The organism is Lutibaculum baratangense AMV1 (assembly GCF_000496075.1).
In the GTDB taxonomy this organism is placed as follows: Bacteria; Pseudomonadota; Alphaproteobacteria; order Rhizobiales; family Tepidamorphaceae; genus Lutibaculum; species Lutibaculum baratangense.
In genome coordinates, this window is sequence record NZ_AWXZ01000037.1 from 42,343 (window position 1) to 63,243 (window position 20,901).

At 67.4% G+C, this 20,901-nt stretch carries 15 protein-coding genes; 10 read left to right on the top strand and 5 right to left on the bottom strand.

All coding sequences use genetic code 11. From position 1 onward, the window contains the following. The first annotated feature begins 17 nt into the window (after window positions 1–17). A complete protein-coding gene (locus N177_RS13535) occupies window positions 18–1,862 on the top strand; it encodes an acetyl-CoA hydrolase/transferase C-terminal domain-containing protein (protein WP_023432924.1) in 1,845 nt (614 codons plus the stop codon). Window positions 1,863–1,885: 23 nt separating this feature from the next. On the opposite strand, the gene copM is transcribed toward N177_RS13535, so the two are convergent. Then, window positions 1,886–2,338, bottom strand: a complete 453-nt coding sequence (copM, locus tag N177_RS21895; RefSeq protein WP_023432925.1) for a CopM family metallochaperone — start codon at window positions 2,336–2,338, stop codon at window positions 1,886–1,888. Window positions 2,339–2,481: 143 nt separating this feature from the next. On the opposite strand from copM, the gene N177_RS13545 reads away from it, so the two are divergent. Next, window positions 2,482–4,293 (top strand): ABC-F family ATP-binding cassette domain-containing protein, encoded by a 1,812-nt coding sequence (locus N177_RS13545; protein ID WP_023432926.1) that lies wholly within the window; start codon window positions 2,482–2,484, stop codon window positions 4,291–4,293. Between the two features lie 25 nt (window positions 4,294–4,318). Here N177_RS13545 and ligD read toward each other — a convergent pair whose 3' ends face one another. Beyond that, window positions 4,319–5,212, bottom strand: a complete 894-nt coding sequence (gene ligD / locus N177_RS13550) for a non-homologous end-joining DNA ligase (RefSeq protein WP_023432927.1) — start codon at window positions 5,210–5,212, stop codon at window positions 4,319–4,321. Then, the gene (locus tag N177_RS13555) at window positions 5,209–6,213 is read right to left on the bottom strand and encodes an ATP-dependent DNA ligase (RefSeq protein WP_051402394.1); all 1,005 of its coding nucleotides are present in this window, start codon (window positions 6,211–6,213) and stop codon (window positions 5,209–5,211) included. The genes ligD and N177_RS13555 overlap by 4 nt, the downstream gene beginning before the upstream one ends. A gap of 187 nt (window positions 6,214–6,400) precedes the next feature. On the opposite strand from N177_RS13555, the gene N177_RS13560 reads away from it, so the two are divergent. Genes N177_RS13560 through N177_RS13575 form a run of 4 tightly spaced genes read left to right on the top strand, consistent with a single transcriptional unit; the run spans window position 6,401 to window position 10,740 of the window. Continuing rightward, window positions 6,401–7,027, top strand: a complete 627-nt coding sequence (locus N177_RS13560) for a biliverdin-producing heme oxygenase (protein ID WP_023432929.1) — start codon at window positions 6,401–6,403, stop codon at window positions 7,025–7,027. After that, the gene (locus N177_RS13565) at window positions 7,024–9,243 is read left to right on the top strand and encodes an ATP-binding protein (protein WP_023432930.1); all 2,220 of its coding nucleotides are present in this window, start codon (window positions 7,024–7,026) and stop codon (window positions 9,241–9,243) included. The genes N177_RS13560 and N177_RS13565 overlap by 4 nt, the downstream gene beginning before the upstream one ends. Continuing rightward, window positions 9,236–9,691 carry a response regulator gene (locus N177_RS13570; RefSeq protein WP_023432931.1) on the top strand — a complete coding sequence of 152 codons (456 nt, stop codon included), beginning with the start codon at window positions 9,236–9,238 and terminating at the stop codon, window positions 9,689–9,691. The genes N177_RS13565 and N177_RS13570 overlap by 8 nt, the downstream gene beginning before the upstream one ends. Window positions 9,692–9,726: 35 nt before the next feature. Continuing rightward, window positions 9,727–10,740 carry a sensor histidine kinase gene (locus N177_RS13575; RefSeq protein ID WP_040485815.1) on the top strand — a complete coding sequence of 338 codons (1,014 nt, stop codon included), beginning with the start codon at window positions 9,727–9,729 and terminating at the stop codon, window positions 10,738–10,740. Here the strand turns inward: N177_RS13575 and N177_RS13580 are convergent. Then, a complete protein-coding gene (locus tag N177_RS13580; protein WP_040485816.1) occupies window positions 10,721–11,122 on the bottom strand; it encodes a response regulator in 402 nt (133 codons plus the stop codon). The genes N177_RS13575 and N177_RS13580 overlap by 20 nt on opposite strands. 295 nt (window positions 11,123–11,417) lie before the next feature. On the opposite strand from N177_RS13580, the gene N177_RS13585 reads away from it, so the two are divergent. Continuing rightward, entirely contained in the window at window positions 11,418–13,568 is a 2,151-nt protein-coding gene (locus N177_RS13585) for a putative bifunctional diguanylate cyclase/phosphodiesterase (protein ID WP_023432934.1), read from the top strand. Window positions 13,569–13,620: 52 nt separating this feature from the next. Beyond that, window positions 13,621–16,074: an ATP-binding protein gene (locus tag N177_RS13590; protein WP_160170932.1), complete on the top strand. Its 2,454-nt coding sequence runs from the start codon at window positions 13,621–13,623 to the stop codon at window positions 16,072–16,074. Between the two features lie 4 nt (window positions 16,075–16,078). Here the strand turns inward: N177_RS13590 and N177_RS13595 are convergent, their stop codons facing one another. Continuing rightward, complete coding sequence (locus N177_RS13595; protein ID WP_051402389.1) at window positions 16,079–17,074, bottom strand: crotonase/enoyl-CoA hydratase family protein; 996 nt, start codon at window positions 17,072–17,074, stop codon at window positions 16,079–16,081. A gap of 405 nt (window positions 17,075–17,479) precedes the next feature. On the opposite strand from N177_RS13595, the gene coxB reads away from it, so the two are divergent. Together coxB and ctaD are read left to right on the top strand one after the other, a co-directional pair. Beyond that, complete coding sequence (coxB, locus tag N177_RS13600) at window positions 17,480–18,349, top strand: cytochrome c oxidase subunit II (protein ID WP_081718545.1); 870 nt, start codon at window positions 17,480–17,482, stop codon at window positions 18,347–18,349. Further along, the gene (gene ctaD / locus N177_RS13605) at window positions 18,346–20,901 is read left to right on the top strand and encodes a cytochrome c oxidase subunit I (protein ID WP_023432938.1); all 2,556 of its coding nucleotides are present in this window, start codon (window positions 18,346–18,348) and stop codon (window positions 20,899–20,901) included. The genes coxB and ctaD overlap by 4 nt, the downstream gene beginning before the upstream one ends.

Here is a 20,901-nt window from a genome sequence, read left to right on the forward strand (position 1 = left end):
CGGAGCCTCCCGCCGCCATGCAGACGAGACGGCACGACGACGCCGAGCGCGTCGTCGATGCGATCATCGACACCGTCGGCAAGGAGATCGTGCTCGGCCTGCCGCTCGGCCTCGGCAAGGCGAACACGATCGCGAACGCACTCTACCTGCGGGCGGTCGGGGATCCTTCCATCCGCCTGACGATCTTCACGGCCCTGACGCTGGAGAAGCCGTGGGGACGAAACGAGATCGAGAAGCGGTTTCTCGATCCCGTGATCGAGCGCATGATGGGCGAGTATCCCGATCTCCTCTACGCCCGGGCGCTGCACGATCGTTCGCTCCCGCCGAACGTCAAGGTGAACGAGTTCTTCGTGCAGGCCGGCCGCTGGCTCGGCTGCCCGGCAATGCAGCAGCACTACATCTCCGCGAACTATACCCATGCCGCCCGTTACGCCCTGGAGCAGGGCGTCAACGTCTTCGCGCAGGCCGTGGCGAAGCGGGAGGCGCCGGACGGAAGGCGCTACAGCGTCTCCTGCAACGCCGACATCACGCTCGACCTCCTGGCGGCGCGGAGGGCCGGCGAGACCGGGCTTATCCTCGTCGGTGAAGTGAACGATGAACTGCCGTTCATGGGTGGGGACGCCGAGATCGGCGAGGAGGTGTTCACGGACGTGCTCGACACGGGCGAGGGATTTTCGCTCTTCGCCCCGCCGAAGGAGCCCGTCAGCCTCACCGATCACGCGATCGCCCTTCACGTCGCGAGGCTCGTGCCGGACGGCGGCACGCTGCAGATCGGAATCGGCTCGATGGGCGACGCAGTGGCGCACGCCCTCATTCTGCGGCACAGGGACAACAAGGTCTTCCGGCAGGCTGCGCTGGCCCTCGACGCGCGGGGGAAGCCGGGCGAGGTGCATGAGGAGCCCTTCGCCAAGGGCCTCTACGGGTGCAGCGAGATGCTCGTCGACTCGTTCCTCGACCTGGTCGAGGCGGGGGTCGTGTCGCGGGAGGTCGACGGCGCGCTCGTCCATTCGGGCTTCTTCGTCGGCCCCCGCTCCCTCTACGACCGGCTGAAGGCGATGAGCCAGGAGGAGCGCGACCGCTTCCGGATGCGGGCGATATCCTGGATCAACGAGCTCTACGGCGAGGAGGAGAAGAAGCGGCAGGCGCGCGCCGGTGCCCGGTTCTGCAACAACGCGATGATGGCGACGCTGATGGGCGCGGTCGTCTCCGACCAGCTCGAGGACGGGCGCGTCGTCAGCGGTGTCGGCGGCCAGTACAACTTCGTCGCCCAGGCCTTCGCGCTGCGGGACGCGCGGTCGATCATCACGCTGCGCTCGACCCGCAAGGACAAGGGCCAGACCGTCTCGAACATACGTTGGAGCTACGGCCACACGACGATCCCGCGGCACCTGCGCGACATCCTCGTGACCGAGTACGGCGTGGCGGACCTGCGGGGGCGGACGGATGCGGACACGATCGCTGCCATGCTGTCCGTCACCGACGCGCGGTTCCAGGACGAACTTCTCGAAAAGGCGAAGAGCGCCGGCAAGATCGGCCGGGACTACCGCATTCCCGAGGCGCATCGCCGCAATACGCCCGAGCGCATCCGGAAGGCGCTCGAACCGCACCGGGATAAGCTACCGCTCTTCCCCTTCGGCACCGACTTCACCGAGGTCGAGCAGCGCCTGATGCCGGCGCTCGGCCGGATGCGCGAGGCGAGCGGCTCGAAGAGGGAGCTGATGGGGCTCGCCTGGAAGGGCTGGCGCGGCAAGAAACCCTCGGCGGAAGAGGCCGAGGCGCTGGAGCGAATGGGCTATGCCAAGCCGAAGTCGTCGAGCGACCGTCTGTACAGGGCGGTCCTCCTCGGGGCGCTCAGGGGGTAGAGAGAGGCTCTCTGCCTTTTTGTTCACATCCGCGCGCGCAGCCACTCCAGCATGTCGGCGATCTCCTGCTCCTGGGTGGCGATCACCTGCTCGGCGAGCTCCTTCGTCCACGGGTCGTCGCCGTGCTCGATGACGGCACGGGCCATCGCGACCGCGCCCTGGTGGTGCGGGATCATGCCGCACACGAACGCGACATCGATGTCCTCCGCGGACATGGCGGACATCATCACATCGTGCATGTCGCCCATCGAATCGAAGAGAGCCTGATGGCCGGGGCTCAGGTCCGTCGGCCGGGCCTCCCCAGCCGACACCATCGTGTGCGATCCGGCCTCGTTCGTCCGCGCCTCGCAGATCGGCGGCAGCTCGATCGCCGTTTCGGTCGCGGCGCCGTGGCCGTCATGCGCATGCTGGGCCTGCGCCGGCAGGGAGGCAACGCAGAGCAGGAAGAGGACGGCGGAGGATCTGACAATCGTCATCGATGGGACCTTCTTCAATCGGACAGGCCTGCCGCGGGCGACGTGCCCCGCTCCTGTCCGAGGGTGGAGATGCGGGAAGCATGACATTACCTCCGCCCGTGAGATAGAACGCCGGACGATTGTTGGAAGGATCTCCGCCGACCATGGCTCCACCGCTGCTCCAGCTCCGCGACATCCACCTGACCTTCGGCGGCACGCCGCTCCTGACCGGCGCCGAGCTCAGCGTGAGTCCGGGCGAGCGCGTCTGCCTCGTCGGCCGCAACGGCTCCGGCAAGTCCACGCTCCTCAAGATCGCGGCGGGCATGGTGGAGGCAGACCGGGGAGAGCGCTTCCTGCAGCCCGACGCCACGGTGCGCTACCTGCCGCAGGAGCCGGATTTCTCGGGCTACGAGACGACGCTGCAATATGTCGAGGCGGGGCTCGGTCCGGCCGACGAGCCCTACCGGGCGCAGTATCTCCTCTCCGAGCTCGGTCTCGCCGGCGACGAGGACCCGAAGGTGCTCTCGGGCGGGGAGGCACGCCGCGCCGCGCTGGCGCGGGTGCTCGCGCCGGAGCCCGACATATTGATGCTCGACGAGCCGACGAACCATCTCGACCTCCCCGTCATCGAGTGGCTCGAGGGCGAGCTCGCCTCCAGAAAATCCGCTCTCGTGCTGATCAGCCACGACCGGCGCTTCCTGCAGAACCTCTCGCGGGTCACGGTCTGGCTCGACCGCGGGAAGACGAACCGGCTCGACGCCGGCTTCGGCGCGTTCGAGGCGTGGCGCGACAAGCTTCTCGAGGAGGAGGAGCGCGACCAGCAGAAGCTCGCCCGCAAGATCGCGATGGAGGAGCACTGGCTGCGCTACGGCGTGACCGCCCGCCGCAAGCGCAACGTCCGCCGCCTCGGCGATCTCCATGCCCTGAGGCAGCAGCAGCGAGACTACCGCGGCGTCCAGGGCAACGTGACGCTGGAGGCGAGCGAGGCGCAGAATTCGGGCAAGATGGTCGTGGAGGCCAAGTCGATCTCGAAGCGCTTCGGCGACGTCACCGTGGTCGACGATTTCTCCGTCCGCATCCTGCGCGGCGACTGCGTGGGCATCATCGGGCCGAACGGGGCCGGCAAGACGACGCTCCTTCGCATGCTGACGGGACAGATCGAGCCCGATTCCGGTTCCGTCCGGCTCGGCGCGAACCTCGAGATCGCGACGCTCGACCAGAAGCGGGAGAGCCTGCAGCCGGAGGCCACCCTGCAGCACGTGCTGACGGGCGGCGTCGGCGACAAGGTCATCGTCGGCGGTCGCGAGCGTCACGTCGTCGGCTACATGAAGGACTTCCTGTTCTCGCCCGAGCAGGCCCGCACGGCGGTGACCGCCCTGTCGGGCGGCGAGCGGGGACGGCTGATGCTGGCAAAGGCGCTCGCGACGCCCTCGAACGTGCTCGTGCTCGACGAGCCGACGAACGACCTCGACCTCGAGACGCTCGACCTCCTGGAAGAGATGGTCGCGGACTACGAGGGAACCGTGATCCTCGTCAGCCACGACCGCGACTTCCTCGACCGCGTCTCGACCTTCGTGATCGCGGCCGAGGGCAAGGGCCGGTGGCAGGCCTATGCCGGCGGCTATTCCGACATGGTGGCCCAGCGCGGCCACGGCGTCGGCGCCCGCCACCTCCGCGAGAAGGAGAAGGCCGACAAGCCGAAGAAGGCCGAGCCGAAGCCGCAAGCCGAGAAGAAGAAGGGCAAGCTCAGCTTCAAGGACAAGCACGCGCTCGAAACGCTTCCGAAACGGATGGAAGCGCTCCAGCAGGACGTGGACACGCTCTCGAAGACGCTGGCCGACCCGAACCTCTTCTCGAAGCAACCGGACAGGTTCGCCGAGGCGAGCAGGAAGCTCGAGAAGGCGCAAGCCGACCTCGAGCACGCCGAGGAGGAGTGGCTCCGGCTCGAGATGCTGCGCGAGGAGATGGAAGGATAGCCTTCCGCGACCCCCTGCACCTGCCTCACTCCTCGAGCGCCGACGCCGCCGGCAGGCGCTGCCGCACCTCAAGCATCTCCGACCAGGGATCTCCGCCGAGGCGCTCTATGCGCTCCGGGACGGTCGCGATCGTGAAGCTCCGGGGGTCGAGCTCGTCCGTCACCTCGTCCCAGTGGAGCGGCGTGGCGACCGTCGCACCCTCACGGGCGCGGGAGGAATAGGGGGCGACCGAGGTCGAGGTCTGGTCGTTCCGGAAATAGTCGACGAAGATCTTGCCCCGGCGCGCCGCGATCGACGACTTCGCCAGGTAACGGTCCGGCGCCACGGCCGTCATGCGGTCGGCGATCGCCTTCGCGAAGGCCTTCGCCTCCTTCCACTCCGTGCGCCGTTCGAACGGCACGACCACGTGCAGCCCCTTGCCGCCGGACGTCTTGCAGAACGACTGGAGCTTCAGGCCCATCATCATGGCGCGGACCTCGTGAGCCGCGCGCACGACCGCCGCGAGCGGGGTCCCCTCTCCCGGATCGAGATCCATCACGATCATGTCCGGACGGTCGGGCCGGTCGATCCTCATGTTCCATGGATGGATCTCGAGCACGCCCATCTGCACGAGCGCCACGAGCCCCTGCACATTCTGGACGTAGAGATAGGGGCCGCTATCCTCGAAGCCCGGCACGAGGAACTCCGCAAGCTCCTTCGGCACGCCGGAACCCGGGTGCCGCTGGTAGAAGCACTTCTTCTCCTGCCCGGCGGGGCAGCGGACGAGCGTGATCGGCCTGTCCTTCACGTGCGGCAGCATCACGCCGGCGATCTCGACATAGTACTCCGCCAGCGCCCGCTTCGTGACGCCCTGGTCGGGATAGAGGACCTTCTCCGGGCTCGTCAGCCGGACGCCGGCCAGTTCGGTCTCCTCGCTCATGGACGGGCTCCCTCGAGGTCGTCGATCAGACGCGCCGGCTCCGCCTCCTGGACGAGCTGCTCCATCGTGCATTGGCGAGGCGCCTTGTCCGGCCGCCACCGCATCAGCTTCGTGCCGTGCCGGAAACGACCGCCCGTGACCTGGTCGTAGCGCACCTCGACGACGAGCTCCGGCCTCAGCGGCTGCCACTCCGCGGAGCGGCCGTTCGACCAGCGCGAAGGCCCGCCGGGCGCCTTCCCGGTGAAGCCCGGCGGCTCGACGAGCTTCTCGAGCCTCTTCGTCAGCGTATCCCGATCGCCAGCCGCCACGGGGCAGAAGCCGACGTGATCGAGCTTTCCCTCCTCATCGTGGAGGCCGAGAAGGAGCGAACCGGCTTGCGCGGAGTTCGTGCCGTAGCGAAAGCCGCCGACCACGCAGTCGGCCGTTCGCTCGACCTTCACCTTGTACATCGCGCGCTCCCCCGCCTCGTACGGCCCCTCGAGGGGCTTCGCCACCACGCCATCCAGCGCCGCTCCCGTGTGCTCGAGCCACCTGCAGGCGACGTCGCGCTCCCGGGTGTAGGGTGAGAGGTCGAGAAGCTCCGACCGGACGGCGCCGCAGAACGCCTCGAGGCGCTCCCGGCGCTCGATGAGCGGCCGCTCCAGGAGCGATGCTCCGTCCACGTCCATCAGCATGTCGAAGAGGATGAAGCGCGCGGGCGTCTCGGCGGACAACCTCCTGACGCGGCTCTCGGCCGGGTGCAGCCGCATCTGCAACGCGTCGAAGGACAGAGTTTCGCCCTGCGGCACGACCAGTTCCCCGTCCACGGCAAAGACGTCCGGCGCGAGCGCCAAGAGTTCGGCAACGATCTCCGGGAAGTACCGCGCCAGGTCCTTGCCCGACTTGGCGCGGAGCTCCACCGCACCGGCCTGCCGGAAGGCGAGGCAGCGAAAGCCGTCCCACTTCGGCTCGAACTGCCAGCCCGCCCCATCGGGGAGCGCCTGCACCCGCTTGGCCTCCATGGGCTCGGTCACGAACGTGCTATTGGACGACACCGGCGTCTCCGGGTGAACACCTTCTCCGGAAGGAAACTCCCGGGCCTCCTGCTCCGTTTCCATCGTGGCCCTCGCCGGTCGCGCTGGCCTTCATCCGCGTTTCGTGTTGATCTCCGCAAGACCAGCGACCTGAATGACCCTCCAAAGATCACGCATGATCCCAGAAGCCCCGCCGGGCGTGGGTTCCCCCCTGCCGGCGCCGTCCCTCCTGCACGATTTGCGGGCTGCCACCAGGTTCCATCACCGCGATCTCGAGGACGACCTCTCGCTGACGTCGAGGGCCCTGACGCGCGACAGTTACGCACAGCTCCTCGGTCTCTTCTACGGGTTCCACCGCATGCACGAGCCGATGCTCGATCGGCTGTTCGCCGGTGACGAGTTCTGGCCGCCGCGGCGCCGGCTGGAACCGATCGTGCATGATCTGCGTCTTCTAGGGCGTACGGAGACGGACCTAACGGACCTGCCGTGTGCGGAAGTGCCGCCGATAGGCTCCCGGGCCGGCGGACTTGGCTGCCTCTACGTGTTCGAGGGAGCGACCCTCGGCGGCCAAGTGATCGCGCGGCATCTCGCCTGTTCAGGTGATCTGCCGCGGGAGGCCAAGTCGTATTTCGCCGGGCGCGGGCGCCGGGCTGGTCCGATGTGGCGAGACACCTGCGCGATCCTGGAGCGGGAGGTCGCTCCGGGGGATCGGCCGGAGGCCGTTGCGGCAGCCTGTGCCGTGTTCTCGGCGCTCCACGCGTGGTTGGCGCCGTTCATTGAGGCGGGAAGGGTTGGGACGTGACTGCATTGACCCCGGATCTTGATGCCTGCGCGCGCGAGCCGATCCATATTCCCGGCAGCGTGCAGCCGCACGGGGTGCTTCTCGTGATCGATCCGGCCGACGAGATGGTCGTCGCGGCCAGCGCGAACGCCGCGGATCAGCTGGGCGCACCGCCGCTGTCCCGGAGGATGCCGGACCTCCTCGAAGAGGGAGCCGAAGCGCTGCGCTCAACGATGGCCTCGTGGGGGGCGGGCCCTTCTCCGTCCGCGCAGGTGCGCCTCGGGGTGAACGGCGGCGATTTCGACGGCCATCTCCACCGGGCGGACGGCCTCACGATCATCGAGCTCGAGCCGGTGCCGGAAGGCGAGCATCTCGATCTCGAAATGCTCTATTCCGACATCGGCTCGTTCGTAGACCAGATGCGACGGCTCAGCGAACCGGCGGATCTGTGCCGCCTCGCTGCCGAGAAGATCCGCCAGATGTCCGGATACGACCGGGTCCTGGCATATCGCTTCGACCGGGACCTCCACGGGACCGTGATCGCCGAAGACGGTAACGGGATCCTGCCCGCCTATCTCGGCCGGCGCTTTCCCGCCTCCGACATCCCCGCCCAGGCGCGCGAGCTCTACCGCCGAAACCGGCTGCGGATCATCCCGGATGCCTTCTACACCCCCGTGGCGATCGAACCAGACCGCCATCCGGCGACGGGAGAGCCTTTCGACCTCTCGCAGTCGGTTCTCCGCAGCGTATCCCCGGTGCATGTGGAGTACATGCGCAACATGGGCACGGGCGCATCGATGTCGGCGTCAATCGTCGTCGACAACGACCTCTGGGGGCTCATCTCCTGCCACAACTCGGTCCCGAAACGGGTGCCGATGCAGATCCGGAACGCGATCCAGTTCATCGCGCAGATCCTCTCGATACAGATCGCGATGAACGAGCGCGGCAAGGAAGCCGACGAGCGCGTCGCGCAGAAGACGATCCTCTCCCGCCTGCTCGGGCACATGGCGAAAGGCCCCGATTTCGCACAGGCGCTGGCGGCGCAACCGATCGATCTCCTTGCACAGACGGATGCCGATTCGGCCGCCATCGCCTACGATGGCCGGATCGTCCGGATCGGGTCCGCCCCGGCTGAAGAGGATATCGCGCGCATCCTCGCCTGGATGCAGGAGAACGTCCGGGAGGACGTGTTCGCCACCGATGAACTCTCCTCGCTCATTCCCGGCACCGAGCGCTTCGCCGACAAGGCGAGCGGCCTTCTTGCGGCGTCGATCTCGTCGCTGCATCCGAGCTACCTCATGTGGTTCCGGGCCGAAGTCGTGCGATCCGTCGAGTGGGGTGGCGACCCGCACAAGCCGACCACGGCCGGCCCCGACAGGCTCCATCCCCGCACGTCGTTCGAAGCCTGGAAGGAGCAGGTGCGGAACACATCCGCGCCGTGGAAGCAGACCCAGATCGAGGCGGCGGCAGAGCTTCGCAGCGCCATCATCACGATCGTCCTGCGGCAGGCGGAGGAGCGTGCCCGGCTGACGGGTCAGCTCGAGGCCACGAACAAGGAGCTCGAGTCCTTCTCCTACTCGATATCCCACGATCTCAGGGCACCGTTCCGGCACATCGTGGGCTACGCGGAGCTCCTTCGGGCACAGGTTCCGGACCTCGACGAGCAGGCGACCCGCTACCTCGACACGATCACGGAATCGGCCGTCTCGGCCGGCCGACTGGTCGACGATCTCCTGCGCTTCTCGCAGCTCGGCCGCACGAGCCTGCAACGGATGCCGGTCAATCTCGACAAGGTGGTTCAGGAGTCCCTGCGCACGCTCGAGGAGGAGATCGGCGATCGGCAGATCGATCTTCAGATCGGCAGGCTGCCGGAGGCCATCGGAGACGCGGCGCTCATCCGCCAAGTCTTCTACAATCTCTTGTCGAACGCCATCAAGTACACTCGGCAGACGCAGAGCCCGCGGATCGAGATCTCGGGCTGGCGCGATGGCAACGAAACCCATGTCCGCATAGCCGACAACGGCGTCGGCTTCGACATGGCATACGTTCACAAGCTGTTTGGCGTCTTCCAACGGCTGCACCATGCCGAGGACTTCGAGGGCACCGGCATCGGGCTCGCCATCGTGCGCAGGATACTCGAACGACACGGCGGCCGGATCCTGGCCGAGGCCGAGCTCGGCACCGGGGCCCGATTCACGCTGGTGCTGCCGGACGCGAAGGGAACCGAAGATGAGTGATCTGCGCCCAATTCTGCTGGTCGAAGACAACCCTAAGGACGTGGAGCTGACGCTCGCAGCGCTGGCGAAGTGCCAGCTCGCGAACGACATCGTCGTGACCCGCGACGGCGCCGAGGCGCTCGACTACCTCCGCGGCGAGGGGGGCTATCACAATCGCCCGCTGGGGGACCCTTCCGTCGTCCTGCTCGACCTGAAGCTGCCGAAGGTCGACGGCCTCGAGGTGCTCGAAAAAGTGAAATCGGACGAGCATCTGCGCCACGTCCCGATCGTCATGCTGACCTCGTCGCGCGAGGAGAGCGATCTCCTGCGGAGCTACAAGCTCGGGGTGAACGCTTTCGTCGTGAAGCCAGTGGACTTCCAGGAGTTCTTCCGGGCCATTCAGGAGCTCGGGGTCTTCTGGGGAATCCTCAACGAACCCCCTCCTCATGTCATCCGCACCCCGTCGTGAGCCAGCACGTGGAAATGCCGCTGCAACCCTCCGCCGTGTCCGATTCCCGTCAGCAGAATGATCCTGTTCGGGTCCTTCTCCTCGAGGACAGCCGCCAGGACTACGAGCTGATCATCGCTCACCTGAGGCGCGGCGGCGGGGTCTACGAGGTGACCCACACCGCCGGGCGCGAGGAGTTCGAGCGTGCCCTGGACGACGGGAGCTTCGACCTCGTCCTCGCCGACTACTCGCTCCCTTCATTCGACGGACGAACCGCGCTCCGCCTGACACGCGAGCGGAGGCCCGACCTGCCGTTCATCCTCGTGTCGGGCGTGCTCGGCGAGGAAGTCGCTATCGACTCCATCAACGAGGGTGCGACCGACTATGTGCTGAAGCAGCGCATGGATCGGCTGCCTTCGGCGGTCTCGCGCGCTCTTGCCGAAGCGAACGAGCGGAAGGAGCGCCGCCGCGCGGAGGAGCATCTGAAACTGTTGGTGGGCGAACTCAGCCACCGGGTGAAGAACACGCTCGCCACCGTCTCCTCCATCGCGCACCAGACCCTGTCGCGCAGCGCCACCCTGGAGGAGTTCCAGGAGGCTTTCCTCGGCCGGCTTCAGGTGCTCTCGGACGCGCACGATCTCCTGTTCCAGGCGAACTGGGGCAGGACCGATCTCCGCAAGGTTCTCGAGCGCACCCTCCAGCCGTTCGAGGCGCGGCCCGGGATCGGACTGCGGCTGGAGGGACCGTCGATCATGATCCCTCCCCGCTCGGCCGTGACGATCAGCCTCGTGCTCCACGAGTTGGCGACGAACGCGGCGAAGTATGGAGCGCTCTCGAGCGAAGGCGGCTATGTCCATCTCGGCTGGGACGTGACGCAGCAGGAGGACGGGAGCAACCTCGTCAGCCTGAAGTGGCGCGAGAGGGATGGTCCCACCGTCGCGCCGCCGACGCGCAGAGGCTTCGGCCGGACGCTCATCGAGCGCGGCGCCGCCTACGAGCTCGACGGAACCTCCCGCCTCTCCTACCACGCCGACGGGGTGGCGTGCGACATCAGCTTCCCGTTGAGGTGAGGCCCTTCTCGCGCGCCGTCAGAACCCGGCGCATAGCGTCCCGCACCTCCGTCGCACCGTAGGGCTTGCCGAGCTTTTGAAAGCTACGGAACGGCTCTGGAAGGGTCTGGGCGTCGCTGTAGCCGCTACAGAAGATCAGCGGGATTCCGCGCTCGCGCAGAATGTGTGCCGCCGGGAAGACCTCTTCGCCGCGCAGGTTGATGTCGAGGATGGCCAGGTCGGCCTCTTCGCTGGCACTCGCCTTCAGCGCCGCCTGCAGACTCGCAATCGGGCCGATGACCTCGCAGCCCGCCTCGAGAAGCACCGTCTCCAAATTGAGCGCCACCAGCAGCTCATCCTCGATGACGAGCACGCGCACCCCCGCCAGCTCTTGGCTTTCCACCCGCGTCAGTGACCCCTCTAGGCGGTCTCCGCCGCCGAAGCCAGAACAAGAACGAGCTAGACCCGCTGCTTCGCTGGAGCATAGCGAGCGGCGTCCCCGCGTCAAACGACATTGCCCCGGCGCCGGGCAAAGGAACACGGTAATTCCATTGCGAGATCAAAATGCAACGCTTCCGGTAGGGAAGCGCACCAACTGGATGAGATAGAGAATCTTAAGGCCCGCTTGAGAGACTGGAGGCGATGAAGAATCTCCAGTCCCGTGGCAGCGCGGCCATAGAAGACCAGGCAAAAAGCTGATGCCCCTCGTCATCATCCTGGACGATCAGGTCACGAACCAGCACATCTTCGCCAAGATCGCGGCGTCGATCAGCGAGGACATTCGGGTGCAGACGTTCGGAGATCCCGAGGTGGCTCTGGCGTGGATCGCCGACGGCCACACGCCGGATCTCGTGATCACGGACTACAAGATGCCGGGCATGAACGGGGCCGCCTTCATCAAGCGCCTGCGCATGCTTCCCGAGCTCGAGGACGTGCCCGTGGTCGTGATCACCGTGTTCGAGGAGCGCAGCTTCAGGCTGCGCGCGCTCGACGCCGGGGCGACCGACTTCCTGCAAAGTCCCGTCGACCACCAGGAGTTCGTGACGCGCGCCCGCAACCTGCTCAAGCTGCGCAAGCAGCAGCTCATGCTCGCCGACCGCGCCGTCTCCCTGGAGAAGCGGCTGGCGCACAGCGAGCGTTCGCTCGAGGAGGCCGTTCGCGACTCAAGCGAGAGGCTGGGCCAGGTGATCGACGCCGTGCCGGCCCTGATCTGCGCGACCGACCGGGAGCATCGCTTCATCTTCATGAACGCCTATCAGGGCGAGGTCATGGGCGTCGAGCCGGTGGAGATGACGGGCCGGACGGCCGAAGAGCTCTTCGGCGAGGAGCACGGCACGCGCAATCGGGCGCTCGACCGTCTGATCTTCGAGAGCGGCCGCGCGGTGAGCGCCTTCGAGGAAGAGATCGTCGACCGCTCGGGTCGGCGCCGGGTCTTCCTGACGACGAAATCGCCGTTGAAGGATTCGCACGACCGCATCGTCGGCGTGGTCACGAGCGCGCTCGACATCACCGAGCGCAAGGCCAGCGAGCGGCACCTCCACTACATCGCCCACCATGACGCCCTTACCGGCCTGCCCAACCGGGCGATGCTGCGCGAGCGGCTGCGGCGCGAGGTGGTGCGGGCGCGTCGTGGTGATCGCCGCGTGGCGCTCCACCTGATCGACCTCGACAGCTTCAAGAGCGTCAACGACGTGCTGGGCCATTCGGCGGGCGACAAGTTCCTCGTCGCGGTGGCGCGCCGGCTGCGGCCGATCGAGCAGGAGGGCCACATGGTCACCCGGCTCGGGGGAGACGAGTTCGCCATCCTCGAGATCAACGCGACGGAGGAGAGTTCGGTCGCGCTCGCCGAGCGGATCGCCGGCCTCGTGACGGAGCCCACGCTGATCGCAGGCCAGAGGATCTCGAGCACGACGTCGATCGGCATCGCCGTCCATCCCGCCGACGGCGCCGACGTCGAGGAGCTGCTCCGGAATGCAGACCTCGCGATGTATGCGGCGAAGCGTGCCGGCGGCAATCAGCACCGCTTCTACGCGGCGGAGCTCGACGTGCCCCAGCTCGGCAACGCCGTCCTCGATGCCGAGCTTCGCGACGCCCTCGAGCGGGAGGAGTTCCTCCTCCACTACCAGCCGCAGGTCTCGATGCGGACCGGCGAAATGGTCGGCGTGGAGGCGCTGATCCGCTGGCGCAAGCAGGATGGCACGATGGTGCCCCCTTACGGCTTCCTGCCGAGGGCGGAGGAGAACGGCCTGATCGTGCCGATCAGCGACTGGGTGCTGCGCGAGGCGTGCCGTCAGTCGATGCTCTGGCGGCGGGAGGGGCTGCCGCCGCTCCGGGTCGGCATCAACCTCAGTCCCGTCCAGTTCCGCAGCCAAACCCTGCCCGCCGTCGTCGCCCGCGCCGTCTCCGAGTCCGGAATCGAGGCGGGGTTGTTGGATCTGGAGCTGACGGAGAGCATCATGATGCAGGACGCCGACGCCGTCGCGGGCCAGCTGCACCAGCTGCGCGAACTCGGCGTGCAGATCTCCATCGACGATTTCGGGACCGGCTTCTCGTCGCTGAGCTACGTGAAGCGCTTTCCCGTCGACCGCTTGAAGATCGACCAGTCCTTCATCCGCGACATCAAGACCGACCCCAGCGACTGCGCCATCGTGCGCGCCATCATCCATCTCGGCCAGACCCTGAACCTGCAGGTGATAGCTGAAGGGGTGGAGACGAAGGAGCAGTTCGAGCACCTGCGCAGCGAGGGCTGCGACGAGGCACAGGGCTATTACTTCGGGAAACCGATGCCGCCGGAGGAGATTTCGCAGCTGTTACGCGAGAAAGGCCTCAAGCTGGCGGCGGGGATGTGAGGTGGCCGGCGCCCGCTTCAACATGATGCGGCTATCCACAGCGATAGGCTGGGTGCGTCGGCGCCTCCGCGAGCGCCCCGACACCGAGCACGAGATCACGCTCAACCGGCTCGCGATCGGCACGTTCCTTCTACTCTTCGTCCTCGGCGCGGAGGTGATCGACCCGGAGCTGGGGCGGGAGATGCTGGAAAGGACGGCGATATTCTTTGCCGTCTTCTATCTCACGTCCTTCGCCATCTTCGCCCACATACTCGTGTTTCCGGGCGTATCGCCAGCCCGCCGCGTCCTGTCGGCCTTCCACGACATCGGGATGGTCGCCTACGCCGCCGCCGCGGGCGGCCCGGAGACGGGCTTCTTCTATCCCGTCTTCCTGTGGGCGATCTTCGGCAACGGCTTTCGCTTCGGGCTGCCCTACCTGTACGCGTCGATGGGCATCTCGTTCGTGTGCTTCACGGCCGTCCTGTTCGCGACCGGCTACTGGTGGGATCATCCCGGCCTCGCGGTGGCGCTCGACCTGACGCTCTTGATCCTGCCGCTCTACGCCTCGCTCCTGATCCGTCGCCTGCAGGAGGCGAAGCGGCAGGCCGAGGAGGCCAATAAGGCCAAGAGCCTGTTCCTCGCAAGCGTCAGCCACGAGCTGCGGACGCCGCTCAACGCCATCATCGGCCTGAGCGATCTCCTCGACGACACGAAGCGGGACAGGAAGGACGCCGAGATGATCGGCGCGATCGGCAAGTCCGGCCGACACCTGCTCGAGATGATCGACGAGCTTCTCGACTTCTCGCGCCTCGAGGCGGGCCGGATGCCCTCGAACCCGACCGAGCTCGACCTCTACGACCTTCTCGCGCGGGTCAGGAGCATCCTGAAGGTGCAGGCCGACCAGAAGGATCTGGCCCTCTGCACGACCGTCTCCGCCGGCACGCCGCGCTGGGTCATGGCGGATGCCCGGCACCTCGAGGAGATCCTCGTCAACCTCACCTCGAACGCGGTGAAGTTCACCGATGAGGGCCAGGTGCGCATCACGCTCCAGGCGCTGTCGGTCGAGAAGGAGAGCTCGGTCCTGCGCTTCGAGGTGAGCGACACGGGCATCGGGATCGCGCCGGACGCGCAGAAGAAGGTCTTCGAGAGCTTCACCCAGGCCGACGAGACGATCATCGACCGGTTCGGCGGGACCGGCCTCGGCCTCTCCATATGCAAGCAGCTCGTCGAGATGATGGGTGGCAGCATCGGCCTCGACTCCTCACCCGGAGAAGGCAGCACGTTCTGGTTCGAGCTTCCGCTGCCGACGATCGAGCACGAGAGAATGCCGCTGCCGGAGGGCGCCGAGATCGTCGTGGTCAGCCGGGACGAGCGCCTGCTCGATCTCGTGGAGATGGTCGCGCCGAACGCACGGCTCTTCTCCGTTCCAGTCGCGGCGCAGCGGTGCCTCGACAGCATCGGCCCCGACGGAGCCGTGGCGCTCGTCGAGGAGGAGTTTGCCGGCGACGTCACTCTCGATCCCGACCGCGTCGCGGGCATCCTCGCGACGGGCCCCGACGGGGGGCGCTTCAGCCTCCGCGAGATGCCGCCGAGCATCGCGGGACGCTTGCGGCTGCCGGCTTCCGAGGCGTCGCTGCAAACCGCCCTGGAGATCGCCGCCGTCGCGCTTGCGAGCGGCGCTGCGTACACGCGACCTTCGCTCGGCGAAGGCGTCCGCAGGAGCCTCCGCATCCTCGTCGCCGAGGACAACAAGACGAACCAGATGGTCATCCAGAAGATCCTGGAGAGGGCGGGGCACGCGGTCACGCTGGCCGACAACGGCGAGATCGCCGTCGATCTTCTGCGCGAAGGCGCGTTCGACGCCGTGATCATGGACGTCAACATGCCCGTGATGAACGGGATCGAGGCCGCGAAGCTCTACCGATTCGCGGCGCTCGGCCAGAAGCGGATCCCGATCATCGCTCTGACCGCGGACGCCACGGCGGCCACCCGCGCCCGTTGCGAGGAGGCGGGCATGGACGCCTGTGCGACGAAGCCGATCGAGGCCCGCCAGCTTCTGGCGCTCGTGGCGGAGATGACGGCAGAGGACGAGCCGCCGATCCCCGATGGCGAGGACGTCGTTCCGCTCGAGGCGCATCCGGCCTTCGGCCCGCGCGCCGGAGACGCGCTGCGGATGGGCACCCTGCGCGATCTGGAGTCCCTGGGCGGAACGGAGTTCGTGCGAGACCTGGTCGACCAGTTCCTCCTCGACGCCGCCAGGCTGCTGCAGGAGCTGGCCGTCGCGGTCGAGCGAGGTGACGCGGCCATGTTCGCGGAGGTCGCGCATGCGCTTCGCAGCGCAGCGGCGAATGTCGGCGTCCAAACCATGTACGAGCACTGCCTGGCGTGGAGGCAGCCGACACCGGACGAAGTCGCCTCGAACGGTGACGAGCGTATCGCCATCCTGCGGAACGACCTCGAGGTCGCCCGCGACCTGTTCCGGCGGCACCTCGAGACGGATCGGGAGGCCCGCAGCTCCGTCGGCTGACCCGCTATTCCGCCGCGCAGGCGAGGTCGTCCACGTTCCGCTTTGCCAGCCGGCGCGTCTGCGCGGCCTGAAGAAGCTCCATACGACGCAGATCCGCGTCGGAGAGACACATCATCGTGTCGACCCAGATGTCGGTGATGTCCCGCATCTCCTGGATCGTGATCGGGTTGACCCGCTGCCGGATGCGGTAGAGCGCCTCGCGCGTGGCGTATCCCCGATCGCTGTCGGAAAGGAAGGCCTGCACCGCCGCAGCGCCCTGCCCCTCGTCGACCACCTGGTCCACGAGTCCCATCTCGAACATTTCGTCGGCGCTGAGCACCTGCCCCTTCAGGATCATTCGCTCCGCGCCCGCGGTTCCGAGGCGCCTCGCGAGGAAGCTGTAGGCGCCCATGCCCGGAAAGGAGTTGAACAGGATCTCCGGAAGTCCGAGCTTCGCCTGCCGCTCAGCGATCAGCACGTTGCAGCTCAAGGCTCCCTCGAAGCCGCCGCCGAGCGCATCCCCCTGCACGAGAGCCACGGTCACGACGTTGCAGTCGAGGCCGACGGAGACGGCATGAACGGACTCCACGCAGTCATACGCGTAGCGGCGGAGACGCGCGCGGTCGCCGTGGCGAACGCAGGAAGCGAAGAAGGCGAGATCGCCTCCCATGTTGTAGATGCCGGGCAGGCTCGACCCCTGGACGAAATAGCGGACGGCCGCCCCCGCGCCACGGTTCTCGATGACGTAGGCCTGGATCGCGCGATGGAGGGTGATCAGTTCGCGGATCATCGTCGGCGTGATGCTGGGTGGACCCGAGGGGTGCGTGTAGCACCAGACCGCCCTCTTCACCGGGTCGAACCTGACGTCGAGCTCCCGGAAGTCGATGTCGAGGAAGGCCGGTCGACGGTCGGCCGCGTCCGGAGACGAACCTCGGGGTCTGCGACCCGGCCCTGCCTGATCGCCTCGTTCCCCCTCAGGCAACTTCGTACCGAACCTGGCGACACGCAACTCGCTCGACATCACTGGCCCCAAGCATCTCGAACAGCGCCTCACTGTCCGTCCAACGAGACTTTCTCATAACGTTTACACTTAATTAAGGATCATTTCTGGAATTCGCGACGCAAGGTTAATTTTCCGGGCGTTCTGCCGCAGGCGCATCCTGGACTGCTGCTGCCGACGGCGGCGCGCCACGGACAGCCACCCCGACGACCGCGGACTGAACAATTGGTCGGCACGCGCGTTGAGCGGCTGGTGCGGGAGAAGCCGTGGCTTCAGGAGGGGACGGGGGAATTGCGTCGCAGGGGGCGTTTCAGAAGCGCTACGGGCACGGCCTTCGCCGTCGCAACCCTCGCCGTGGCCGCGAGCCTTGCCGGGTGCCAGGGCCCGCAGTCGACACTTCACGTGGCGGGCCGCGAGGCCGGGGAGATGGCGAGCCTGCTCTGGCTCCTCGTCTGGGCGGCGGGCGTCATCTGGATCCTCGTCCTCGGAACGGCCGTCTACGCCACCGGCATCTCGCGCGGCCCCGTCGACGACCGGGTCGCGAACGTCATGATCCTGGCGGGCGGGGTCTTCCTGCCGACCCTCGTCCTGGGCGGCCTCGTGACGTGGACGGTGTGGACGATGTCGGGCCTGCGGGTGCCGGACGAACAGGGGCTGCGCGTCGCAGTGTCCGGCGAGCAGTGGTGGTGGCGGGTCGCCTACGAGGGGCCGGACGGGAACCCCGTCGCCAGCGCCAACGAGATCAGGCTGCCGGCGGGCGAGACCGTGACGCTCGAGCTGTCGAGCCCCGACGTGATCCACTCGTTCTGGATACCCTCGATCGCCGGCAAGATGGACATGATCCCGGGCCGGGTGAACGAGCTCGTGCTCGAGCCGACGAAGCCCGGCATCTATCGCGGGGTGTGCGCGGAATATTGCGGCACGTCGCATGCCCTCATGGCCTTCTCCGTCGTCGTGATGGAGCCCGACGCGTTCGCGGCGTGGCTCGCCGAAGAGGCCCGCCCCGCCTCCGCCTCAAGCGCGCACGAGGGCTTGGCGCTGTTCCTCGAGAACGGATGCGGCGCCTGCCACGCGATACGAGGCACGGAAGCCGACGGCCGGGTCGGCCCCGATCTGACGCATGTGGCGAGCCGCAAGAGCCTCGGCGCCGGCATCCTGCCGGTGACGCAGGCGGCGCTCGAGGAGTGGATCACGCACACCAGGGAGGTGAAGCCCGACGCGCGGATGCCGCCCTACGACATGCTGCCGGAGGCGGAGATCGCGACCATCGCCGGCTACCTCGCGAGCCTGAAATGAAGGTCGACCAAGAGGCCATCGCCCGGCACAACCGGCAACAGGACGATCCGGCGCTGCGAAAGGCGCAGGAGGAGCGCCTGATGAAGGCGTGGGAGACGCCGACGGGCTGGCGCTACTGGTCGGCCGTGAACAACTCGGAGGTCGGGCTCTGGTACACCGCCACGGCCTTCGCCTTCATGCTCTTCGCGGGCGTCCTCGCGCTCATCGTCCGGGCGCAGCTCGCGGTCCCCGAAAACGACCTCGTCTCGGCGGAGTTCTTCAACCAGGCCTTCACGCTGCACGGCACGGCGATGATGTTCCTCTTCGCCGTGCCGATCTTCGAGGCCGTGGCGATCCTGCTCCTGCCCCAGATGCTCGGCGCGCGCGACCTGCCCTTCCCGCGGCTGTCGGCCTTCGGCTACTGGAGCTTCCTGATCGGCGGCGTCTTCGTCCTCGGCTCGATCTTCTTCAACGCCGCGCCGCAGGGCGGCTGGTTCATGTATCCCCCGCTCACCACCGACACCCGCCAGTCGGGCATCGGCGCGGACATCTGGCTCCTCGGCCTCTCCTTCATCGAGGTCGCGGCGATCGCGGCCGCCGTCGAGCTGATCGTCGGCGTCCTGAAGTGCCGGCCGCCCGGCATGCGCATCAACCTGACGCCGCTCTACGGCTGGTACGTGCTCGTCGTCGGCGTGATGATCCTCTTCGCCTTTCCGCCGCTGATCGCCGGCGACATCCTGTTCGAATTCGAGCGGATGCTCGACTGGCCGTTCTTCGACCCCGCGCGCGGCGGCGACCCGCTGCTGTGGCAGCACCTGTTCTGGATCTTCGGGCACCCGGAGGTCTACATCATCTTCCTGCCGGCGATCGCGCTCGTCGCGATGATCGTCCCGACCTTCGCGCAGCGGCCGATCTTCGGCTATTCCTGGATCGTGCTCGCGGCGATCGGGACCGGCTTCATCTCGTTCGGGCTGTGGGTGCACCACATGTTCACGACGGGGCTGCCGCAGATCTCGCTCGGCTTCTTCTCCGCCGCCTCGGAAGCCGTGGCGATCCCGACGGGCGTGCAGATCTTCGCCTTCCTCGCGGCGCTGCTCGCCGGCCGCGTCGTCTATTCCGTGCCGATGCTGTTCGTGACGGGCGCGCTGGCGATCTTCGTGATCGGCGGGCTGACCGGCGTGATGGTGGCGATCGCGCCCTTCGACTGGCAGGCCCACGACACGTATTTCGTCGTCGCCCACCTGCACTACGTGCTGATCGGGGGCATGCTGTTCCCCGTGGTGGCGGGCCTCTACTATTTCTACCCGATGGTCGCGGGCAAGATGCTGTCGCCGCGGCTCGGGCGGACCGCCTTCTGGATGATGTTCGTCGGCTTCAATGTCGGCTTCTTCCCGATGCACTTCGTCGGCATGTGGGGGATGCCGCGCCGCGTGTTCACCTATCCCGCGGGCTTCGGGTGGGAGCTGCCGAACATGCTCTCCACGATCGGCGCCTTCGTCTTCGCCACGGGCTTCCTCTTCGTCGTCTGGGACACGCTGCGCCCCAAGGGGAGGCAGCCCTACGCGCCGCGCAACGTCTGGAACGCCGGGACGCTCGAATGGCTGGCGGAGGTGCCCGACAAGCCGTGGGGCGTGCGCTCGATCCCCTTCGTCCAGAGCCGCTACCCGCTCTGGGACCAGAAGAACTTCATGCGGGACTACGACGAGGGGCGCTTCTTCCTGCCGGACGCGCACGAGGTGAGGCGCGAGACGCTCGTGACCTCGATCATCGACGCGGAGCCGATCCAGTGCCTGCGCGTGCCGGGGCCCACCTTCAAGACGTTCTGGGCCGCGATGTTCACGGGCGGCGTGTTCGTCTTCTCGACCTTCCACATGTGGACGGCGGCCGTCGTCTCCGGTGTTCTCGCCCTTTGCGCGATCCTCGCCTGGCTGTGGACGGGGACGGCGCTCGTGCCGGAGAAGGAGGAGAAGGACATCGGGCTCGGCATGACGGCGCCGCTCTACATGAGCGGGCCGCGCTCGGTCGGCTGGTGGGCGATGTTCATCACCATGCTCGGCGACATGTCGGCTTTCTTCAGCCTGATCTTCGGGTATTTCTTCTACTGGACGGTGCATCCGGACTTCCCGCCAGCGGGCGCCGGGGCCGACGCGCCGGGATGGTTCCTCCTGGGGGCCGGCCTCCTGCTCGCGAGTTGGCTCGCCACCACGACGGCGCGCAGGGTCCTGAGCGCAGGAAACGAGGCGGCGTTCCCCATGCTGATCGTCGCGGCGATCCTCGCGGCCGCAGGCGGGACGGCGGCGCTGATCCACGCGCCGGCGGCGGCGGGGCTCGACCCCACCGCCGACGTCTATCCCGCGACCGTTTGGGTGCTCGTGATCTGGACCGCCGTCCATGCCGGCGCGGGGATCGTGATGCAGCTCTACTGCCTCGCGCGCTTCGCGGCCCGGCGGCTGACGGCGACCTACGACATCGACATCTGGAACGTCGCGCTGTTCTGGCACTTCGTGGCGGTGACGGTGGCTGTCACGACCGCGACGGTCGTCGGTTTCCCCCATGTCGGCGGAGGCGGGTGA